Origin of the sequence: Sphingomonas sp. OK281 (assembly GCF_900115295.1) — a bacterium.
Taxonomy (GTDB): Bacteria; Pseudomonadota; Alphaproteobacteria; order Sphingomonadales; family Sphingomonadaceae; genus Sphingomonas.
In genome coordinates this window covers 250,728-266,191 of sequence record NZ_FOVZ01000002.1, presented here as the reverse complement: position 1 = coordinate 266,191, position 15,464 = coordinate 250,728, and the positions used below count along the sequence as shown (strand labels likewise).

Below are 15,464 nucleotides of genomic sequence, written 5' to 3'. Positions count from 1 at the left end.
GGCACTACGCCCTTCCTTGTTCTACCGCGAAGGCGGGAGCCCAGTCTGGATCCCCGCCTTCGCGGGGAAACACGTCGTACCTGAGCGGAAGGATCGTCGCGGAAGAGTTAGAGTGGCGCCTACTCTAACCGCGCTAGTGCCGCCGCCCACCCGCCGGCTTTTGCGGTGGCGCCTCGCCGAGCCTCGTCGGGCGGTCGAGCAATTCGCCGCCGCAATTCGGACACCGCTCGTCGAGCGCGTCGGCGCATTCCGCGCAGAAGGTGCATTCGAACGAGCAGATGAACGCGCCCGGTGCATCGGCGGGAAGGTCGGTGGCGCAGCGTTCGCAGGCGGGGCGCATTTCGAGCATCAGGCGGCGGCCTTCCGTACCGCGTCGCAGATGCGGTCGACGACGCGCTCGACCTGGCCGGGGTCGTCGCCTTCGGCCATGACGCGGATCACGGGTTCGGTGCCGGACGGGCGGATCACGAGGCGCCCCTTGCCGGCGAGTTCGGCATCGGCCTGCGCGATCACTGCCTTCACCGACTCGTCGTCGAGCGGCTTGCCGCCAGCGAACCGGACGTTCTTGAGCAACTGCGGCAGGGGTTCGAACCGGTGGAGCACTTCGCCTGCGGGGGCGCCCGAGCGCTTTACCTCCGCGAGGATCTGGAGCGCGGCGACCAGGCCGTCGCCGGTCGTCGCATAGTCCGACAGGATGATGTGGCCCGACTGTTCGCCACCGACATTATAGCCGCTGGAGCGCATCTTCTCGAGCACGTGGCGATCGCCGACCTGCGTGCGGACCAGCCCGAGGCCTTGTGCCGCAAGATGGCGTTCGAGGCCGAGGTTCGACATCACCGTCGCCACCAGACCACCGCCGGCGAGCCGCCCCTGGCGTGCCCAGCTTGCCGCGATCGTCGCCATCAGCTGGTCGCCATCGACGATCGTGCCGGTCTCGTCGACCACGATCAGGCGGTCCGCGTCGCCGTCGAGCGCGATGCCGATGTCCGCGCCGCTCGCGACCACCGTCTCGGCGAGCGTCTGCGGCGCGGTCGAGCCGACGCCGTCGTTGATGTTGGTGCCGTTGGGTGTGACGCCGATCGCGACGACGTCCGCGCCGAGTTCCCACAACGCCGAGGGCGCGACCTTGTACGCGGCGCCGTTCGCGCAATCGATGACGATCCGCATGCCGTCGAGGCGAAGGTTCTCGGGAAAGGTGGACTTGGCGAAATGGATGTAGCGGCCCTGCGCATCGTCGATCCGGCGCGCGCGGCCGATCTGGTCCGAGGGTACGAGCGGCACGTCGCCATCAATAAGTGTTTCGATGGCGGCTTCGGCTTCGTCGGACAGCTTGTAGCCGTCGGGTCCGAACAGCTTGATGCCATTGTCGGCGTAGGGGTTATGGCTGGCGGAGATCATCACGCCGATATCCGCGCGCATCGACTGGGTGAGCATCGCGACCGCGGGCGTCGGCATCGGACCGACCATCACGACGTCCATGCCGACGCTGGTGAAGCCTGCGACCAGCGCGGATTCTAGCATGTAGCCAGACAGGCGCGTATCCTTGCCGATCACGACACGGTGGCGGTGATTGCCGCGCTGGAAATACGCGCCAGCCGCCATGCCAACCTTCATCGCCATCGCCGCGGTCATCGGCGAGACGTTGGTGGCGCCACGAATGCCGTCGGTGCCGAAATATTTTCTTGCCATCGCGCGTGCTTTCCGTCCCGTATCGGTGTCCGATCCGTTTGATAGCGCGGTACATCACGAAGGGCGAGCATGTCGCAGACTACACGGATCCTAGCCGCCCTGATCGGCGGCATCGCGATCGGCATCGCCGCGGCGGCGTGGTCGCCGGCGAACGCGATCGCGGCGACGGCGGTGACGCAGCCGATTGGCTCTGCATGGCTGCACGGGTTGCAGATGGTGATCGTGCCGCTGGTCGTCGGGCTGCTCGTGACCGGGATCGGCGCGACCACCGAGGCCGCGCGCGCCGGGCGGATCACCGTACGCGCAATGGTGATGATCGTCGTCATCCTGTGGAGCACGACGATCATGTCCGCGCTGGTCACGCCGCTGATTCTCGACGCGTTCCCGCTGCCTGCCGGACTCGCCACTGCACTGCGCGCCGCATTGACCGGCGCCGCGCCGGTCGGGCCGGTGCCGGGGATCGGCGCGTTCTTCGACACGATCGTGCCGACCAATATCGTCGCCGCAGCCTCCAGCGATTCGTTCCTGCCACTCACCGTCTTCGCGCTGACGTTCGCGTTTGCCGTGACGAAGCTGCCCGACGATCGTCGCCGCGTGCTGACCGGCTTCTTCCAGGCGGTCGTCGACGCGCTGTTGATCATCATCAAATGGGTGCTGAAGCTGGCGCCGATCGGCATCTTCGCGCTCGCCTACGGGGTCGGTGCGCGCACGGGTACGGCGGCGTTCGGCGCGCTCCTGCACTATATCGTCTGCGTCTCGGCGATCGGGTTCATCGTCCTGCTGTCCGCCTATCCGATTGGGATGATCGGCGGCCGGGTCGGTTTCGGCCGGTTCGCGCGTGCGGTCGCGCCGGCGCAGGCGGTGGCGATCAGCACGCAGTCGTCGCTCGCCTCGCTGCCGGCGATGTTGAAGGCCTCGACCGACCTCGGTGCGTCGCCCGCCACCGCCGGGATCGTCCTGCCGCTGTCGGTCGCGGTGTTCCGCGCGACCAGCCCGGCGATGAACCTGGCCGTCGCGCTGTACGTCGCGCACTGGCTGGGGCTGCCGATCGGGCCGGGGCAGATGGCGGCGGGCGTGGCGACCGCGGCGATCACGACGATGGGATCGATCTCGCTACCGGGCACGATCAGCTTCGTCGCGTCGGTCGCGCCGGTGGCGCTGGCGATGGGCATCCCGCTCGAGGTGCTGGGTCTGCTCATCGCGGTCGAGACCATACCCGACCTGTTTAGGACCGTCGGCAACGTGACGATGGACACCGCCGTTACCATCTCCGTCGCAGCGCGGTCCGATCACGGGAACGGCGCTCAGGAGATTCCGCATGAAGTATCGCACGCTCGGCCCTGATTTCGAGGTTTCCGCGCTGGGTCTCGGCTGCATGCCGATGGCCGGCATCGGCAAGGGCATGTACGGTGAGGCGAACGCCGACGAGAGCATCGCCACGATCCACCGCGCGATCGAGCTTGGCGTGACGCTGTTCGATACCGCCGAGATCTATGGTCCGCTGGTCAACGAGGAACTGCTCGGCAAGGCGATCCGGGGCAAACGCGATGGCGTCGTGATCGCGACGAAGTTCGGGTTTCGCTATGACGAGAACGGGATGACGGGGGTCGATTCTACGCCGGCCAATGTGCGGCGGGCTTGCGAGGGATCGCTGAAGCGGCTGGGCGTCGAGACGATCGATTTGCTGTACCAGCACCGCGTCGATCCGGGGGTGCCGATCGAGGATACGGTCGGGGCGATGGGCGACCTCGTGCGCGAGGGCAAGGTGCGGCATCTCGGGCTGTCGGAGGCTGGGCTCGACACGATCCGGCGAGCTGCGGCGACGCATCCGATCGCGGCGTTGCAGAGTGAGTATTCACTTTGGGAGCGCGATGTCGAGGACGCGATCCTGCCGTTGTGCCGCGAGCTGGGGATTGGGTTCGTGCCGTATTCGCCGCTGGGGCGCGGGTTCCTGACGGGGCAGATTACCGCGCGGTCCGATCTTCCCGAGGGCGATTATCGGCGGAATGACCCGCGTTATTCGGAAGAGAACTTTGCCACGAACATGGCGATGGTCGCGGTGGTGAAGTCGATTGCCGATGCGCATGGGGCTTCGCCGGCGCAGGTCGCGCTCGCGTGGTTGCTGGCGCAGGGGGATGACATCGTGCCGATCCCGGGGTCGAAGCGTCGGGTTACGCTGGAGGATAGCATGAAGGCGGCGGATGTTGCGCTGACCGCGGACGATCTGGCGAAGCTGGATGCAGCGGCGCCTCGAGGCGGGACGGCTGGGCCGCGGTATGGCGAGAAGGCGATGTCGATGACGCGGATCTGACGGCCTCCCCTCCCGCTTGCGGGAGGGGTCGGGGGAGGGGCGTGCCTCGCGGGCCGGACGCCAGTACGTACGTCGCGCCCTCCCCTAACCCCTCCCGCAAGCGGGAGGGGAATTTGGCGTTACTGAACGCCGTGCATCCACTTCTTGATCAGCGGCGAGATCAGCAGCAGCACGACGCCGATCCCGGCGGACACGAGCCCGATGGTCCAGAACACGCCGGCATAGGTATCCAGACTCACCTTCAGATTGGTCACCTGCCCGCCGACCGTCTCGACGCTCGCGACCTGTGCGACGACGCCGGCGACATATTGCGCGACCGAGATCGACAGGAACCACACGCCCATCATCAGCCCGACGACGCGTGCGATCGACAGCTTGGTGATCATGCTGAGGCCGACCGGCGAGATGCAGAGCTCGGCGAACGAGTGGATGAAATACAGCCCGGCGAGCCACCAGATCGCGACCTTGAACGAAGGCCCGACCATGCTTGCGCCCCAGACGAGGAACAAGAAGCCGACGCCGACGCCGATCAGCGCGATGCCGAACTTGACGGGAATCGACGGCTCCAGGCCCTTGGCGGCGAGCTTGGTCCACAGGATCGACATCACCGGCGCCAAGGCGACGATGAAGAACGCGTTGAAGAACTGCGTCTGGCCGGCCGAGATGCTGAACAGCCCGAACACGCTGAGGTCGGTGTTGCGATCCGCGAACAGGGTCAGCGAGGAGCCGGCCTGCTCGAACAGCGTCCAGAACACGACGTTGAACACGATCAGCACCATGGCGGCGAGCATCATCTGGAACTCGCGACGCTCGCCGTTGACGAACGACCAGATCAGGATGCCCGGCACCGCGATCAGGAACGTGCCGAACAGCAATTTGCCCATCAGCGACAGCGAGACGATATAGCCGACGATCCCCGACCCCGGCACCGGTGGCTCGGCGTTCATCAAATTGACGAACAGCAGGTAGAAAATCGGGATGCCGAGCAACGCTGCAGCATAGATGCCGAGCGCGCGATCGGGACCGGTGCGGACCGGGGGCTCGCCATAGCCGTCGAGCTTGCCGCCGTCGAACTGGATCAGCGTCCACGAGGCGAGCATGCCGATCGCGGCGAGGCCGAAGCCCGCCCACCAGCCGACCGCGACCGCGAGGAACGGACAGAGCAGCTGCGAGAACAGCGAGCCGAGGTTGATCCCCATGTAGAAGATCGTGAAACCGGCATCGCGGCGCTTATCGCCCTGTGCGTAGAGCTCGCCGACCATCGTCGAGATGTTGGGCTTGAAGAAGCCGTTGCCTACCGAGATCATGCAGAGCGCGAGCAGCATGATCGTGACGTAGAAGCTGCTGCGTTCGGCGCCCGATTCGAAGCCGCCCTTCTCCACCGTGCGTGCGGTCGAGCCGTCGGGGGCGAGCAGCGAGACGGTGCCGTCGTCGTTACCCTTGATCTTCAGCTTGTTCGCGCCGTCGACGAGATAGCGGACTTCGCTATCGGCCTGGTCAACGACTTCGATCGCATAGCGCTGGTTGGCGATCGTCGCGTACGGCTTGGCGGTCTCGCCGCCGAAGCAGAGCAGCAGATAGCCGAGCGCCATGATGATCGCGCCGAACTTCACCGCGCGCTTCGAGCCGAGATATTGGTCCGCGAGATAGCCGCCGACCAGCGGCGTCAGATACACCAGCGCGGTGTAGCCGCCGTAGAGCCCGGTAGCCTCGCGGTCGCCGAACACGAAATGCTTGGTAAGGTACAGCGTGAGCAGCGCGCGCATGCCGTAATAGCCGAACCGCTCCCACGCTTCGGTGGTGAACAGCCGCGCGAGCTGGCGGGGATGCCCGAACCAGGTTTCGCCGGACGCCGGGTTGATATGGGTGATGTCCGGCTCTCGCAGCGTATCCGCGGTCGGGGTGTCCACCATTCTTACGCTCCCTGATACTCGTCTTGGCCGCCGTCGAACGCGGGGCCGTTATGGCGCGCAACCTAACGGCAAAGCTCGGCCTGTAAATATCACACATCATGGCTTATCTGCCGGGGCATGCTCAACGACCGCTCCACGCCGCTCTCGCTGCTCGCCACCCGCCGCTCGGGAAAGCCGCGCGATTTGATCGCGCCCGGCCCCGATTCCTACCAGCTGGCGACGATCCTCGAGATCGCGGCTCGGACGCCCGACCACGGCAAGCTCGCGCCGTGGCGGTTCGTCGTCGTGGGTGACGAACACCGCGCGGCGCTGTCGACGCTGATCACGGACGCGTATCTGGCGGAACGGCCTTCGGCGTCGCGAACCGAACTCGAGTCGCTTGACCAGTTCGCGCATCAGGCGCCGACGCTAGTGGTCGTGCTGTCGTCGCCGAAGGAGAGCAAGATTCCGGTGTGGGAGCAGGAGCTTTCGGCGGGGGCTGCGTGCATGAACCTGCTTCACGCGGTGCATGCGGAGGGATTTGCGGGCGGCTGGCTGACGGGATGGCCGGCCTATTCGGACTTGGTGCGCGACGCGTTCGGGACGGCGGCCGAGCGGATCGCGGGGTTCATGTTCATCGGCACGCCGTCGCGCGCGCTCGACGAACGGCCTCGCCCGGATATGGCACGGCTGGTATCGCATTGGGGCTCGTGAGGCTCGACTTTGGAGCTAATTGCTGTATTAGAACAGCATGACAGCGCTCAGCAGCGACGACAGCCCCGTATATATCCGCCTCCGCAGCACGATCGCCGCCGGGATTCTTCGTGGCGACTACCGTGCGGGCGACCAATTGCCGTCGGTACGCGCGTTCGCGGCCGAGCAGGGCGCAAATCCGCTGACCGTCGCCAAGGCGTATCAGAGCTTTCAGGACGACGGCTATGTCGAGGTGCGGCGCGGCGTCGGGATGTTCGTGATGCCGGGGGCCGCGGAAGCGCTGCGGGTGGCCGAGCGCGAGAATTTCGTGACGACGCAGTGGCCGCGGATTCTGGGGCATATCGATCTGCTGGGGTTGGATGCGCATGATCTGCTGGAGCGCGAGCGGGCTTAAGTCGCTGCGAGCAATTTCCTTCGCCCCTCTGCCCCTTGCGTTTGTCCTCACCCTCTCTCGTTCGTACTCCCCCTCCCCCGTTCGTCCTGAGTAGTCATTGAGTAGTGGCGAAGCCGCGTATCGAGAGGACGTATCGAAGGACAGGTTGGCGCGTGGAACCCATGCTTCGATACGCGCACTCGATACGCTCCTGACGGAGCTACTCGGTCGCTACTCAGCACGAACGGGCATGGGGGTGTGGGGGTGTGGGGGTGTGAGAAACGGGCTTCAGACTTGGGGCCTGAAACCGAAGTCCGCGGTTCAGAACCAACGCCCGCGCTTCAGAACAATCCCAGCGCCGCGACGTCCTCGACGCTCAGGTCTATTCCGAACAACAGGCTCATGCGGATGCGGTACACGCGCGGGTCGGTGATCTCGCCGACCGTCGTATCCGTCCCCGAGCGCCGGCGATAGTTCCGCCCGATCAGCGAGGCGAAGCCGTTCGGGAGGACGATGCTGGCGATGGGCGTATGCGTGAAGCGGCTCGACGGCGCGGTCGAGGTCCAGTGGTTCGACAGCGCGAGATCGGCGTCGAACACTTGCGCCAGCGTGAAGCTGTATTGCGGCTGGAACCCCTCGCCCGATCCGCGGCCGTCCGTCGTCATCGGATCGCCGTTACGGAGCAGCATCCAGCCTTGCTCGGTCGCCTCGAGGCGGAAGCGTGCGCCGTCGGGGGCGGTCGCCTCGGCGCCATCGGCGAGCGGGAGGACGGGCGTGTAGCTGCCGCCGAAGCCGGTGTCGGCGATCCAGTCCTGGCTGTCGATCGTGACCAGCGCGAAGGTGTGGGTCTGCGGTGGCGGCACGTCGGTCGTCGCGTACCAGACGCGGGCGAGCAGCGGGCGGGCGGTGAAGCCGAGTTCCGCGAGAGCGTCGAGGAAGAGGCGGTTATGTTCGAAGCAATAGCCGCCGCGGCGGGCGGTGACGAGCTTGACGAAGACCGATGTGCTGTCGATCGCGATGCCGCGGCCCAGGACGACGTCGAGATCCTCGAACGGGATGGCGAGGCGGTGCGCGTGTTGCAGGCGGCCGAGGCCGATCGAGTCGAGCGTGGGCCGCGCGGGCATGGCGATGCGGTGGAGATAGGCGTCGAGGTCGAACATCGGTCGGGCTTTCAGAGATTTCTGCCCTCCCTTACCTTTCGTTGCGCAGGGACGTCGAGTGCTGGGCCGCTAGAGGGAGCACCCCCTCCCCCGTTCGCCCTGAGCGAAGTCGAAGCGCCTGCGAGTTGGGCATGCCCTTCGACTACGCTCAGGGCGAACGGGAAAAGGGGCGCCATCCCTGCTTGCTCCGTCACCCCGGGCTTGTTCCGGGGTCCACCGTTCTGCGTTCTCAATGCTCTCGGATCTGCGGAACGGTGGATGCCGGAACGAGCCCGGCATGACGGCGTGGTTTGACGCTGTCGCGACCGAGAGGCGCTGGACATCGATCCTCCCCCGCAAGGGGGAGGTGGCTGGCGCTTGCCAGACGGAGGGGGCGGTAAGGGTTTACCGTCGTCGCGCGTCCTCCCCCTCCGTCACCTTCGGTGCCACCTCCCCCTTGCGGGGGAGGATCGCTAGGGGCCGCCCGGGTGCCACTCCGCGACAGCCTGTACCGCCTTCCCACTAGCTACCACCCCGGCGGAGGCCGGGGCCCAATTGGAACGTCGGATGTAACTGGGCACCGCGCAGATCACGACCGTCCCCCAATTGGGCCCCGGCCTCCGCCGGGGTGGATGCCGACGCCGGGAAAGTGCGCGTGTGCGGACGGTAAGAGCGTCAGTCAGCCTTCGCTCGGACGACGAACGCTCTTCAGGCCTCGCTTATGCCGCGAACAGGTCCGCTTCGATCGAGTACAGCACCGCCGAACTCGCATTCGCCGCTGCGTTGAGGCCCATTGCCTCGGGGACGATCTGGTCGAGGTAGAAGCGCACCGCTGCGGTCTTCATCCGGCCGAAGTCGTCGGTGCCGGCAACGCCGCCCTGCCGCTCCATCAGCCAGCCGCAAGTCGCGACCGACAACATGGTGAGGAAGGGATAGCTCGCCGCCAGCTTGTCGTCGGCGTCCGCGGTGGCGAGCTTGCGTCCGATCGCTTCGCAGGCGTCGACCAGGGCGAGCAGGCGCTCGTCCTTCGCTTCCGCGCGGATGTCGGCGATCAGCGCGGCGAACGCGCCGCCGTTATCCAACCCCAGCTTGCGCCCGACCAGGTCCGCCGCCTGGATGCCGTTGGTGCCCTCGTAGATCGGCGTGATGCGGGCATCGCGGAAATACTGCGCGGCGCCGGTTTCCTCGACATAGCCCATGCCACCGTGGACCTGGATGCCGAGCGACGCGACCTCGTTGCCGAGATCGGTGCCGTGCGCCTTGGCGAGCGGCGTGACGAGTTCGAGCCGGTTGCGCGCGGCGCGGTCGCCGAGGTTGGCGCGGTCGACCTGCCCTGCCGCGTAGTAGACAAGCGCGCGCGCCGCCTGGGTCTGCGCCTTCATCCGCATGAGCATGCGGCGGACGTCGGGATGCTCGACGATCTTGACCGAGTCCTTGCTCGGCGAGCCGGCGCGAGCGGACTGCACGCGGTCAAGCGCGTAGGCGACGGCGCCCTGCGTCGCCCCCTCGGCGACCTGGACGCCCTGGAGGCCAACGTTCAACCGCGCATTGTTCATCATCGTGAACATCGCGCGGATGCCGCCCAACTCCGCGCCGATCAGCTCGCCGATGCAGTCGTCGTTGTCGCCGAAGCTCAGCACGCAGGTGGGCGACGCGTGGAGGCCCATCTTGTGCTCGATCGAGACGACGCGGACGTCGTTGAAGTCGCCCGGCGTGCCGTCGTCCTGAAGGCGGAATTTGGGGACGAGGAACAGCGAGATGCCCTTCGTGCCCGCGGGAGCGCCGGGGGTGCGTGCGAGGACGAGATGGACGATGTTCGGCGCCATGTCGTGATCGCCGAACGAGATGTAGATCTTGGTGCCCTTGATCGACCACTTGCCGTCGCCGAGCGGCGTGGCGGTCGCGCGGAGAGCGCCGACGTCGGAGCCGGCCTGCGGCTCGGTGAGGTTCATCGTGCCGGTCCATTCGCCGGTCGCGAGATGGGGGAGGTAGAGCGCCTGCTGCTCAGGGGACCCGTGATGCTGGAGCGCCTCGATCGCGCCGACGGTCAGCGTCGGGCAGAGCGCGAAGCCCATGTTGGCCGAGCCGAGCGTGTCGAGCACCGCGGTCTGGATCGCGAACGGCAGGCCCTGCCCGCCCCATTCCTCCTCGACGCCGATTCCGCCCCAGCCGCCCTCGACGTAATCCTTGTACGCCTGCGCGAAGCCGTCGGGCATGACGACGCCGTCGGGGGTCCATTTTGCGCCGACGGTGTCGCCGGTGCGGTTGAGCGGGGCCCATTCGCCGGCCGCCAACTGGCCGACGCCTTCGAGGACCGCGTCGACGACGTCGTCGCTGGCGGCGGCATAGCGTTCGGTCTGGGCGATCTCGCCGATCCGGACGACATGGTCGAGCACGAAACGCTGTTCGGTGGTTGCTGGAGTGAAGGCCATCGCATCCTCTTATCGCTACGGTTTGGACCCGCTATACGCCTGTGGAATGACCCGTCCACACCCTCGGATTTTACCCTACGGCACGGCCGCGATCGCCGAAGCCGCCGCGCTGATTCGGGACGGGGGGATCGTCGCGGTGCCGACCGAGACGGTGTATGGGCTGGCGGCGGACGCTACGAATGCGGAGGCGGTGGCGCGGATTTATGCGGCCAAGGGGCGGCCGAGTTTCAATCCGCTGATCGTGCATGTGGCGGATCTGGCGGCGGCGGAGTTGATCGCGGTGTTCGATGCGGATGCGTTGGCGCTGGCGGCGGCGTTCTGGCCGGGGCCGCTGACGTTGGTGCTGCCGGTAAGGGGGGATTCGGGGATCGCTTCGTTGGTGACGGCGGGGTTGGCTACGATCGCCGTGCGGGTGCCGCGGCATCGGGCCATGCAGGGGTTGATCGCGGCGTCGAGGCGGCCTTTGGCGGCGCCGTCGGCCAATGCGAGTGGGGGGATCAGTCCGACCAGCGCTGCGCATGTTGCGGGGAGTCTGGGGGGGAACGTGCCGTTGATCCTCGACGATGGGGCTACCGAGGCGGGGTTGGAGTCGACCATCGTGGCGGGGCGGACGGTGCTTCGGCCGGGGCCGGTTACGGCGGAGGCTATCCGGCAGTACTTAGAGCACCCCCCCGGCGGAGGCCGGGGCCCAATTGGAACGTCGGATGTAACCGGGCACGACCTGCGTCATGACCGTCCCCCAATTGGGCCCCGGCCTTCGCCGGGGGGGATTGGGAGTGGGGTGACGGCACCCGGGCAGCTAGAGAGCCATTATGCGCCGAGCAAGCCGCTCCGGTTGAATGCGACCGAGGCAGGTTCAGACGAGTGGCTAATCGGGTTTGGTGATATGGCTGGCGACGTGTCGCTTTCAGCATCTGGCAACTTGCTCGAGGCAGCCGCGAAACTGTTCGACCTGCTGCATGCAGCGGACGCAAACGATCGTTCAAAGATCGCCATCGCGCCGATCCCATTCGACGGCATCGGCGAAGCGATCAACGACCGTCTTCGCCGTGCTGCGCATCGTTAGAATAAGAGTGGTTCACGCGAAGGCGCAAAGGCGCGAAGAGATTTTGAATCTTTCGATAGGCCGGAACGGGCATATCAGCTTTCATCATCTTTGCGCCTTCGCGCCTTCGCGTGAACCCATTCTGTCTTACGCGTTCACCGCCGCCTTCGACCGCCCCGCGAAGCTCTTGCGCAGCTTCTGCAGCTTCGGCGGGATCACCGCCATGCAATACGGGTTCGAGCGGCCCGAGGTTTCCCAGTAATCCTGGTGATAGCCCTCGGCCTCGTACCACGTGTCCATCGGCTCGATGGTGGTGACGATCGGCTTCGGCGAGTCGGCCTGCGCGCGAGCCAACGCCGCTTCCATCTCGGCCTTCTGCCCGTCGTCCGCGGGGAACATCGCCGAACGGTACTGAGGCCCCACATCATTGCCCTGACGGTTCAGCGTCGTCGCATCGTGCGTCGCGAAGAAGATATCGAGCAGGTCGCCGAGCTTCAGCTGCTCCGGGTCGAAGCCGATGCGGATCGCCTCGGCATGGCCGGTGTCGCCGCCGCAAACCTGCTTGTAGGTCGGGTTGGGCACGTGCCCGCCGATATAGCCGCTCTCGGCGCTCTCGACGCCGATCACATCCTTGAACACAGCCTCGGTGCACCAGAAGCAGCCGCCGGCCAGCGTCACATAATCCGTCATAACGATCTCCTTTCTCCTAATGTAGGAAGTCGCTACCGCTCAACAAAGAGGAGCTACACATGATCGACGGCCCTAAGTTCGACGGCAAGGTTATGGTCACCGGGGGCGCCGGGTATATCGGCAGCCACGCCGTGCTGGCGCTGCTCGACGCGGGATATGCGGTCGTCGTGCTCGACAATCTGGTCACCGGGTTCGACTGGGCGGTCGCCGCCCGCGCCGCGCTGGTCGAGGCGAACGTCGCGGACGATGCGAAGGTCCGCGCGGCGATCCGCGAGCATAATGTGCAGGCGATCATGCATTTCGCGGGCTCGGTCGTGGTCCCCGAGTCGCTCAGCGATCCACTCAAATATTACCGCAACAACACTGCCGCCAGCCGTGCGCTGATCGAGAGCGCGGTCGTCGAGGGCGTCCCGCACTTCATCTTCTCCTCCACCGCCGCGACCTATGGCACGCCCGAGAAGGTGCCCGTCGCGGAAGGCGATCCGACCGTGCCGATCAACCCCTACGGCATGTCGAAGCTGATGACCGAGGCGATGCTGCGCGACGTCGCCGCGGCGCACCCGATGAACTATGCCGCGCTGCGCTACTTCAACGTCGCCGGCGCCGATCCGCAGGGGCGTAGCGGCCAGTCGACGGTCGGCGCGACCCACCTGATCAAGATCGCGGTCGAGGCCGCGACCGGCAAGCGCGACGCGGTAGGCGTCTACGGCACCGACTTCGATACGCCCGATGGCACCGGCGTGCGCGATTACATCCACGTCACCGACCTTGCCGCCGCGCATGTTGCGGCGCTCGAAGTGCTGGTTGCCGAACCCGCCAAGAGTCACACGCTCAACGCGGGCTATGGCAAGGGCTTCTCGGTGCTCGAGGTGCTCGATGCGGTCGACAAGGTTACCAACCGGACGATCGAGCGTCGCCTGGAAGGACGTCGTGCAGGCGATCCGGCGATGCTGATCTCGGACAATCGCGCGATCCTCGAGACGCTCGACTGGACGCCGCGGCATGCCGATCTCGACGGGATCGTCCGCGATGCGCTGGCGTGGGAACGCGCGCTCGCCGAGAAGGGGCGGTGAGACTCCGCTCGCTGCTGTTCGTGCCGGGCGACCGACCCGAGCGGATGGTCAAGGCGCTCGGGCTGGGGGCGGATGCGCTGATCCTCGACCTGGAGGATTCGGTCGCGCCGGGCGCGAAGGACGCGGCTCGCGCGCATGTCGCCGCGTTTCTTGCCGAGCCTCGGACGGTGCCGCTGTTCGTGCGGATCAACCCGCTCGACTCAGGGATGGCGGACGACGATCTCGCGGCGGTGCTACCGGGCAAGCCCGATGGCATCATGCTGCCCAAGGCAGAGGGCGGCGCATCGCTGGCCGCGCTCGATGCCAGGCTGAGCGGCGACATCGTAATCCTGCCGATTGCGACCGAGACACCCGCGGCTATGTTCGTGCTCGGCAGCTATGGTGGCGTGACGCAGCGGCTCGCCGGGCTGACCTGGGGCGCGGAGGACCTGCCCGTCGCGATCGGCGCGGCGACGTCGCGCGAGGTGGATGGATCGTACACTGCGCCGTACCAGCTCGCTCGGTCGCTGACTCTGTTCGGCGCGCATGCCGCGGGCGTAGCGGCGATCGAGACGGTTTATCCCGATTTCAGGGATCTGGACGGGCTGGCCGCCTATGCTGCGCGGGGGCGGCGCGACGGCTTTACGGGGATGATGGCGATCCACCCGAGCCAGGTTGCAGTGATCAACGCGGCCTTCACACCGTCTCCCGAAGAGCGCGCCAAGGCACAGGCGATCGTCGACCTGTTCGCCGCCAATCCGGGTGCGGGTGCGCTGCAGTTGGACGGCAGGATGGTCGATGCGCCGCATCTGAAGGCGGCGAAGGCGCTGCTAGCGCTCGCCGCCGATTGATTCGCGTACGCGGGCGGTCGCCAGCCACCAGGCGAGCGCCCAGAGCGTGCCGAAGCTCCACCCGGCCAGCACGTCGCTGGGCCAGTGGACGCCGAGATACACGCGGCTGGAGCCGATCGCGCCGACCAGCAGGATCGCGACCACCAGCAGATAGCGCCGGGTCGCGCGGTTCTCCGTCACCTGCGAGGCGAGGCCGGCGAGCGTCAGATAGATGATCGCGCTGTTCGCCGAATGCCCGCTCGGGAAGCTCATGTTGGTGACGGTGACGAGGTGCTCGACGATGTCGGGGCGCGGGCGGTTGACCTGCGCCTTGACGAAATCGACGATCAGCCCGCCGGTGATGCTCGCGGCCAGCGTCGCCAGCGCGGTCAGCCATAGCCGCTGGACGATCAGCAGCCCGGCAACCGCCACGACGACGATCGTGAGCACGACGCCGCCGCCGAGCGCGGTGACGTCGATCGCGACGTTCGGCAGCCAGGACGGCCCGTGCCAGGCGCGCAGGCCGAGGATGATCGCGCGATCGAACGCGAACGGCCAATGATCTACCGCGAGACCGACCAGCAGGATGAAGATGATGCCGACGGCCGCGACCGATGCGCCCGCGAGAATCGCCGGGACATGCCGCCGCCTGCTCGGCGCAACGCCCGAGGCATCGATGGTGGGTCCGCCGGGGCTCGAACCCGGGACCTCTCGATTAAAAGTCGCTTGCTCTACCAACTGAGCTACGGACCCCCGCCATCGTGGACCGCGCACCTAATCGCGTGGCCGCTTTCGGTCAACCGATTGCGCCAATTGCCGGATCGTTCGTCCGGTCAGCGGATCGCGCCATTGCGGGATTAACCCTGCGAGGGGGCCGAGGACGAAGCTGCGGGTGCGAAACGCGGCGTGCGGAACGGTGAGCCCGCGTGACGACCAGGCGCCGCCGGACCAGAGGATGATGTCGAGATCGAGCACGCGGCTGCCCCAGCGGCGTCCGGGGCGACGACCGAACGCGCGCTCGATGTGTTTGAGGCGGACGAGCAGCGCGGCGGGGTCCTCCTGCGTTTCGATCAGCGCGACGGCGTTGGCGTAGCGGCGGTTCGAGGGGCCGAGCGGCGCGCTAGCTACGGTCCGCGACCGTGCGACGACAGTGCCGAGGGTTTCCAAAGCGGCGGCGATCTCGTGTTCGGGGCTCCCGTGACGGCCGCGGCGGTTGGAGCCGAGCGCGATCGCGTAGGTGGTTGTGGCCTGCGCGATCGTCAGGTGCGGGGTTGCAGGCGACATTTGGTCCGCCTAG

15 protein-coding genes and 1 tRNA gene are annotated in these 15,464 nt (G+C 66.9%); 7 read left to right on the top strand and 9 right to left on the bottom strand.

Annotated elements, in window-relative coordinates:
- Positions 1 to 133: 133 nt before the first annotated feature.
- Positions 134 to 349, bottom strand: coding sequence for a DUF1272 domain-containing protein (locus BM244_RS07405; protein ID WP_093398348.1), 216 nt, complete (start codon positions 347 to 349; stop codon positions 134 to 136).
- Positions 349 to 1,689 (bottom strand): phosphoglucosamine mutase, encoded by a 1,341-nt coding sequence (gene glmM / locus BM244_RS07400; protein WP_093398347.1) that lies wholly within the window; start codon positions 1,687 to 1,689, stop codon positions 349 to 351. The genes BM244_RS07405 and glmM overlap by 1 nt, the downstream gene beginning before the upstream one ends.
- 69 nt (positions 1,690 to 1,758) lie before the next feature.
- Between glmM and BM244_RS07395 the strand changes: the two genes are divergently transcribed.
- Entirely contained in the window at positions 1,759 to 3,033 is a 1,275-nt protein-coding gene (locus BM244_RS07395; RefSeq protein WP_093398346.1) for a dicarboxylate/amino acid:cation symporter, read from the top strand.
- The gene (locus BM244_RS07390; RefSeq protein WP_093398345.1) at positions 3,008 to 4,000 is read left to right on the top strand and encodes an aldo/keto reductase; all 993 of its coding nucleotides are present in this window, start codon (positions 3,008 to 3,010) and stop codon (positions 3,998 to 4,000) included. Before BM244_RS07395 ends, BM244_RS07390 begins: the two co-directional genes overlap by 26 nt.
- 119 nt (positions 4,001 to 4,119) lie before the next feature.
- On the opposite strand, the gene BM244_RS07385 is transcribed toward BM244_RS07390, so the two are convergent.
- On the bottom strand, positions 4,120 to 5,913 hold the full coding sequence (locus BM244_RS07385) for a peptide MFS transporter (protein WP_093398344.1): 1,794 nt from the start codon (positions 5,911 to 5,913) through the stop codon (positions 4,120 to 4,122).
- Positions 5,914 to 6,030: 117 nt separating this feature from the next.
- On the opposite strand from BM244_RS07385, the gene BM244_RS07380 reads away from it, so the two are divergent.
- Complete coding sequence (locus BM244_RS07380; protein ID WP_093398343.1) at positions 6,031 to 6,606, top strand: nitroreductase family protein; 576 nt, start codon at positions 6,031 to 6,033, stop codon at positions 6,604 to 6,606.
- Positions 6,607 to 6,643: 37 nt separating this feature from the next.
- On the top strand, positions 6,644 to 7,000 hold the full coding sequence (locus BM244_RS07375) for a GntR family transcriptional regulator (RefSeq protein WP_056053547.1): 357 nt from the start codon (positions 6,644 to 6,646) through the stop codon (positions 6,998 to 7,000).
- A 320-nt stretch (positions 7,001 to 7,320) separates the two neighbouring features.
- On the opposite strand, the gene BM244_RS07370 is transcribed toward BM244_RS07375, so the two are convergent.
- Together BM244_RS07370 and BM244_RS07365 are read right to left on the bottom strand one after the other, a co-directional pair.
- A complete protein-coding gene (locus BM244_RS07370) occupies positions 7,321 to 8,139 on the bottom strand; it encodes an arylamine N-acetyltransferase family protein (RefSeq protein ID WP_093398342.1) in 819 nt (272 codons plus the stop codon).
- Positions 8,140 to 8,837: 698 nt separating this feature from the next.
- Positions 8,838 to 10,550 (bottom strand): acyl-CoA dehydrogenase family protein, encoded by a 1,713-nt coding sequence (locus tag BM244_RS07365; RefSeq protein WP_093398341.1) that lies wholly within the window; start codon positions 10,548 to 10,550, stop codon positions 8,838 to 8,840.
- 46 nt (positions 10,551 to 10,596) lie between these two features.
- Between BM244_RS07365 and BM244_RS07360 the strand changes: the two genes are divergently transcribed.
- Positions 10,597 to 11,616, top strand: coding sequence for an L-threonylcarbamoyladenylate synthase (locus BM244_RS07360; RefSeq protein WP_093398340.1), 1,020 nt, complete (start codon positions 10,597 to 10,599; stop codon positions 11,614 to 11,616).
- Positions 11,617 to 11,742: 126 nt separating this feature from the next.
- Here BM244_RS07360 and msrA read toward each other — a convergent pair whose 3' ends face one another.
- Positions 11,743 to 12,285, bottom strand: coding sequence for a peptide-methionine (S)-S-oxide reductase MsrA (gene msrA / locus BM244_RS07355; protein ID WP_093398339.1), 543 nt, complete (start codon positions 12,283 to 12,285; stop codon positions 11,743 to 11,745).
- Between the two features lie 59 nt (positions 12,286 to 12,344).
- On the opposite strand from msrA, the gene galE reads away from it, so the two are divergent.
- A complete protein-coding gene (galE, locus tag BM244_RS07350; protein ID WP_093398338.1) occupies positions 12,345 to 13,358 on the top strand; it encodes a UDP-glucose 4-epimerase GalE in 1,014 nt (337 codons plus the stop codon).
- Positions 13,355 to 14,188 carry an HpcH/HpaI aldolase/citrate lyase family protein gene (locus BM244_RS07345; RefSeq protein ID WP_093398337.1) on the top strand — a complete coding sequence of 278 codons (834 nt, stop codon included), beginning with the start codon at positions 13,355 to 13,357 and terminating at the stop codon, positions 14,186 to 14,188. Before galE ends, BM244_RS07345 begins: the two co-directional genes overlap by 4 nt.
- Here BM244_RS07345 and BM244_RS07340 read toward each other — a convergent pair.
- From BM244_RS07340 to folK, 3 genes are all read right to left on the bottom strand, one after another.
- Positions 14,168 to 14,617: a phosphatase PAP2 family protein gene (locus BM244_RS07340; protein ID WP_175518123.1), complete on the bottom strand. Its 450-nt coding sequence runs from the start codon at positions 14,615 to 14,617 to the stop codon at positions 14,168 to 14,170. The genes BM244_RS07345 and BM244_RS07340 overlap by 21 nt on opposite strands.
- 227 nt (positions 14,618 to 14,844) lie before the next feature.
- Positions 14,845 to 14,920: transfer RNA gene (locus BM244_RS07335), tRNA-Lys, on the bottom strand.
- Positions 14,921 to 14,941: 21 nt separating this feature from the next.
- Entirely contained in the window at positions 14,942 to 15,451 is a 510-nt protein-coding gene (folK, locus tag BM244_RS07330) for a 2-amino-4-hydroxy-6-hydroxymethyldihydropteridine diphosphokinase (RefSeq protein ID WP_093398335.1), read from the bottom strand.
- Positions 15,452 to 15,464: the final 13 nt, after the last annotated feature.

Excerpts from the sequence above, each read along its gene's own strand:
- BM244_RS07405 (WP_093398348.1), bottom strand. The coding sequence starts at position 349 with ATGCTCGAAATGCGCCCCGCCTGCGAACGCTGCGCCACCGACCTTCCC.
- glmM (WP_093398347.1), bottom strand. The coding sequence starts at position 1,689 with ATGGCAAGAAAATATTTCGGCACCGACGGCATTCGTGGCGCCACCAAC.
- BM244_RS07395 (WP_093398346.1), top strand. The coding sequence starts at position 1,759 with ATGTCGCAGACTACACGGATCCTAGCCGCCCTGATCGGCGGCATCGCG.
- BM244_RS07390 (WP_093398345.1), top strand. The coding sequence starts at position 3,008 with ATGAAGTATCGCACGCTCGGCCCTGATTTCGAGGTTTCCGCGCTGGGT.
- BM244_RS07385 (WP_093398344.1), bottom strand. The coding sequence starts at position 5,913 with ATGGTGGACACCCCGACCGCGGATACGCTGCGAGAGCCGGACATCACC.
- BM244_RS07380 (WP_093398343.1), top strand. The coding sequence starts at position 6,031 with ATGCTCAACGACCGCTCCACGCCGCTCTCGCTGCTCGCCACCCGCCGC.
- BM244_RS07375 (WP_056053547.1), top strand. The coding sequence starts at position 6,644 with ATGACAGCGCTCAGCAGCGACGACAGCCCCGTATATATCCGCCTCCGC.
- BM244_RS07370 (WP_093398342.1), bottom strand. The coding sequence starts at position 8,139 with ATGTTCGACCTCGACGCCTATCTCCACCGCATCGCCATGCCCGCGCGG.
- BM244_RS07365 (WP_093398341.1), bottom strand. The coding sequence starts at position 10,550 with ATGGCCTTCACTCCAGCAACCACCGAACAGCGTTTCGTGCTCGACCAT.
- BM244_RS07360 (WP_093398340.1), top strand. The coding sequence starts at position 10,597 with ATGACCCGTCCACACCCTCGGATTTTACCCTACGGCACGGCCGCGATC.
- msrA (WP_093398339.1), bottom strand. The coding sequence starts at position 12,285 with ATGACGGATTATGTGACGCTGGCCGGCGGCTGCTTCTGGTGCACCGAG.
- galE (WP_093398338.1), top strand. The coding sequence starts at position 12,345 with ATGATCGACGGCCCTAAGTTCGACGGCAAGGTTATGGTCACCGGGGGC.
- folK (WP_093398335.1), bottom strand. The coding sequence starts at position 15,451 with ATGTCGCCTGCAACCCCGCACCTGACGATCGCGCAGGCCACAACCACC.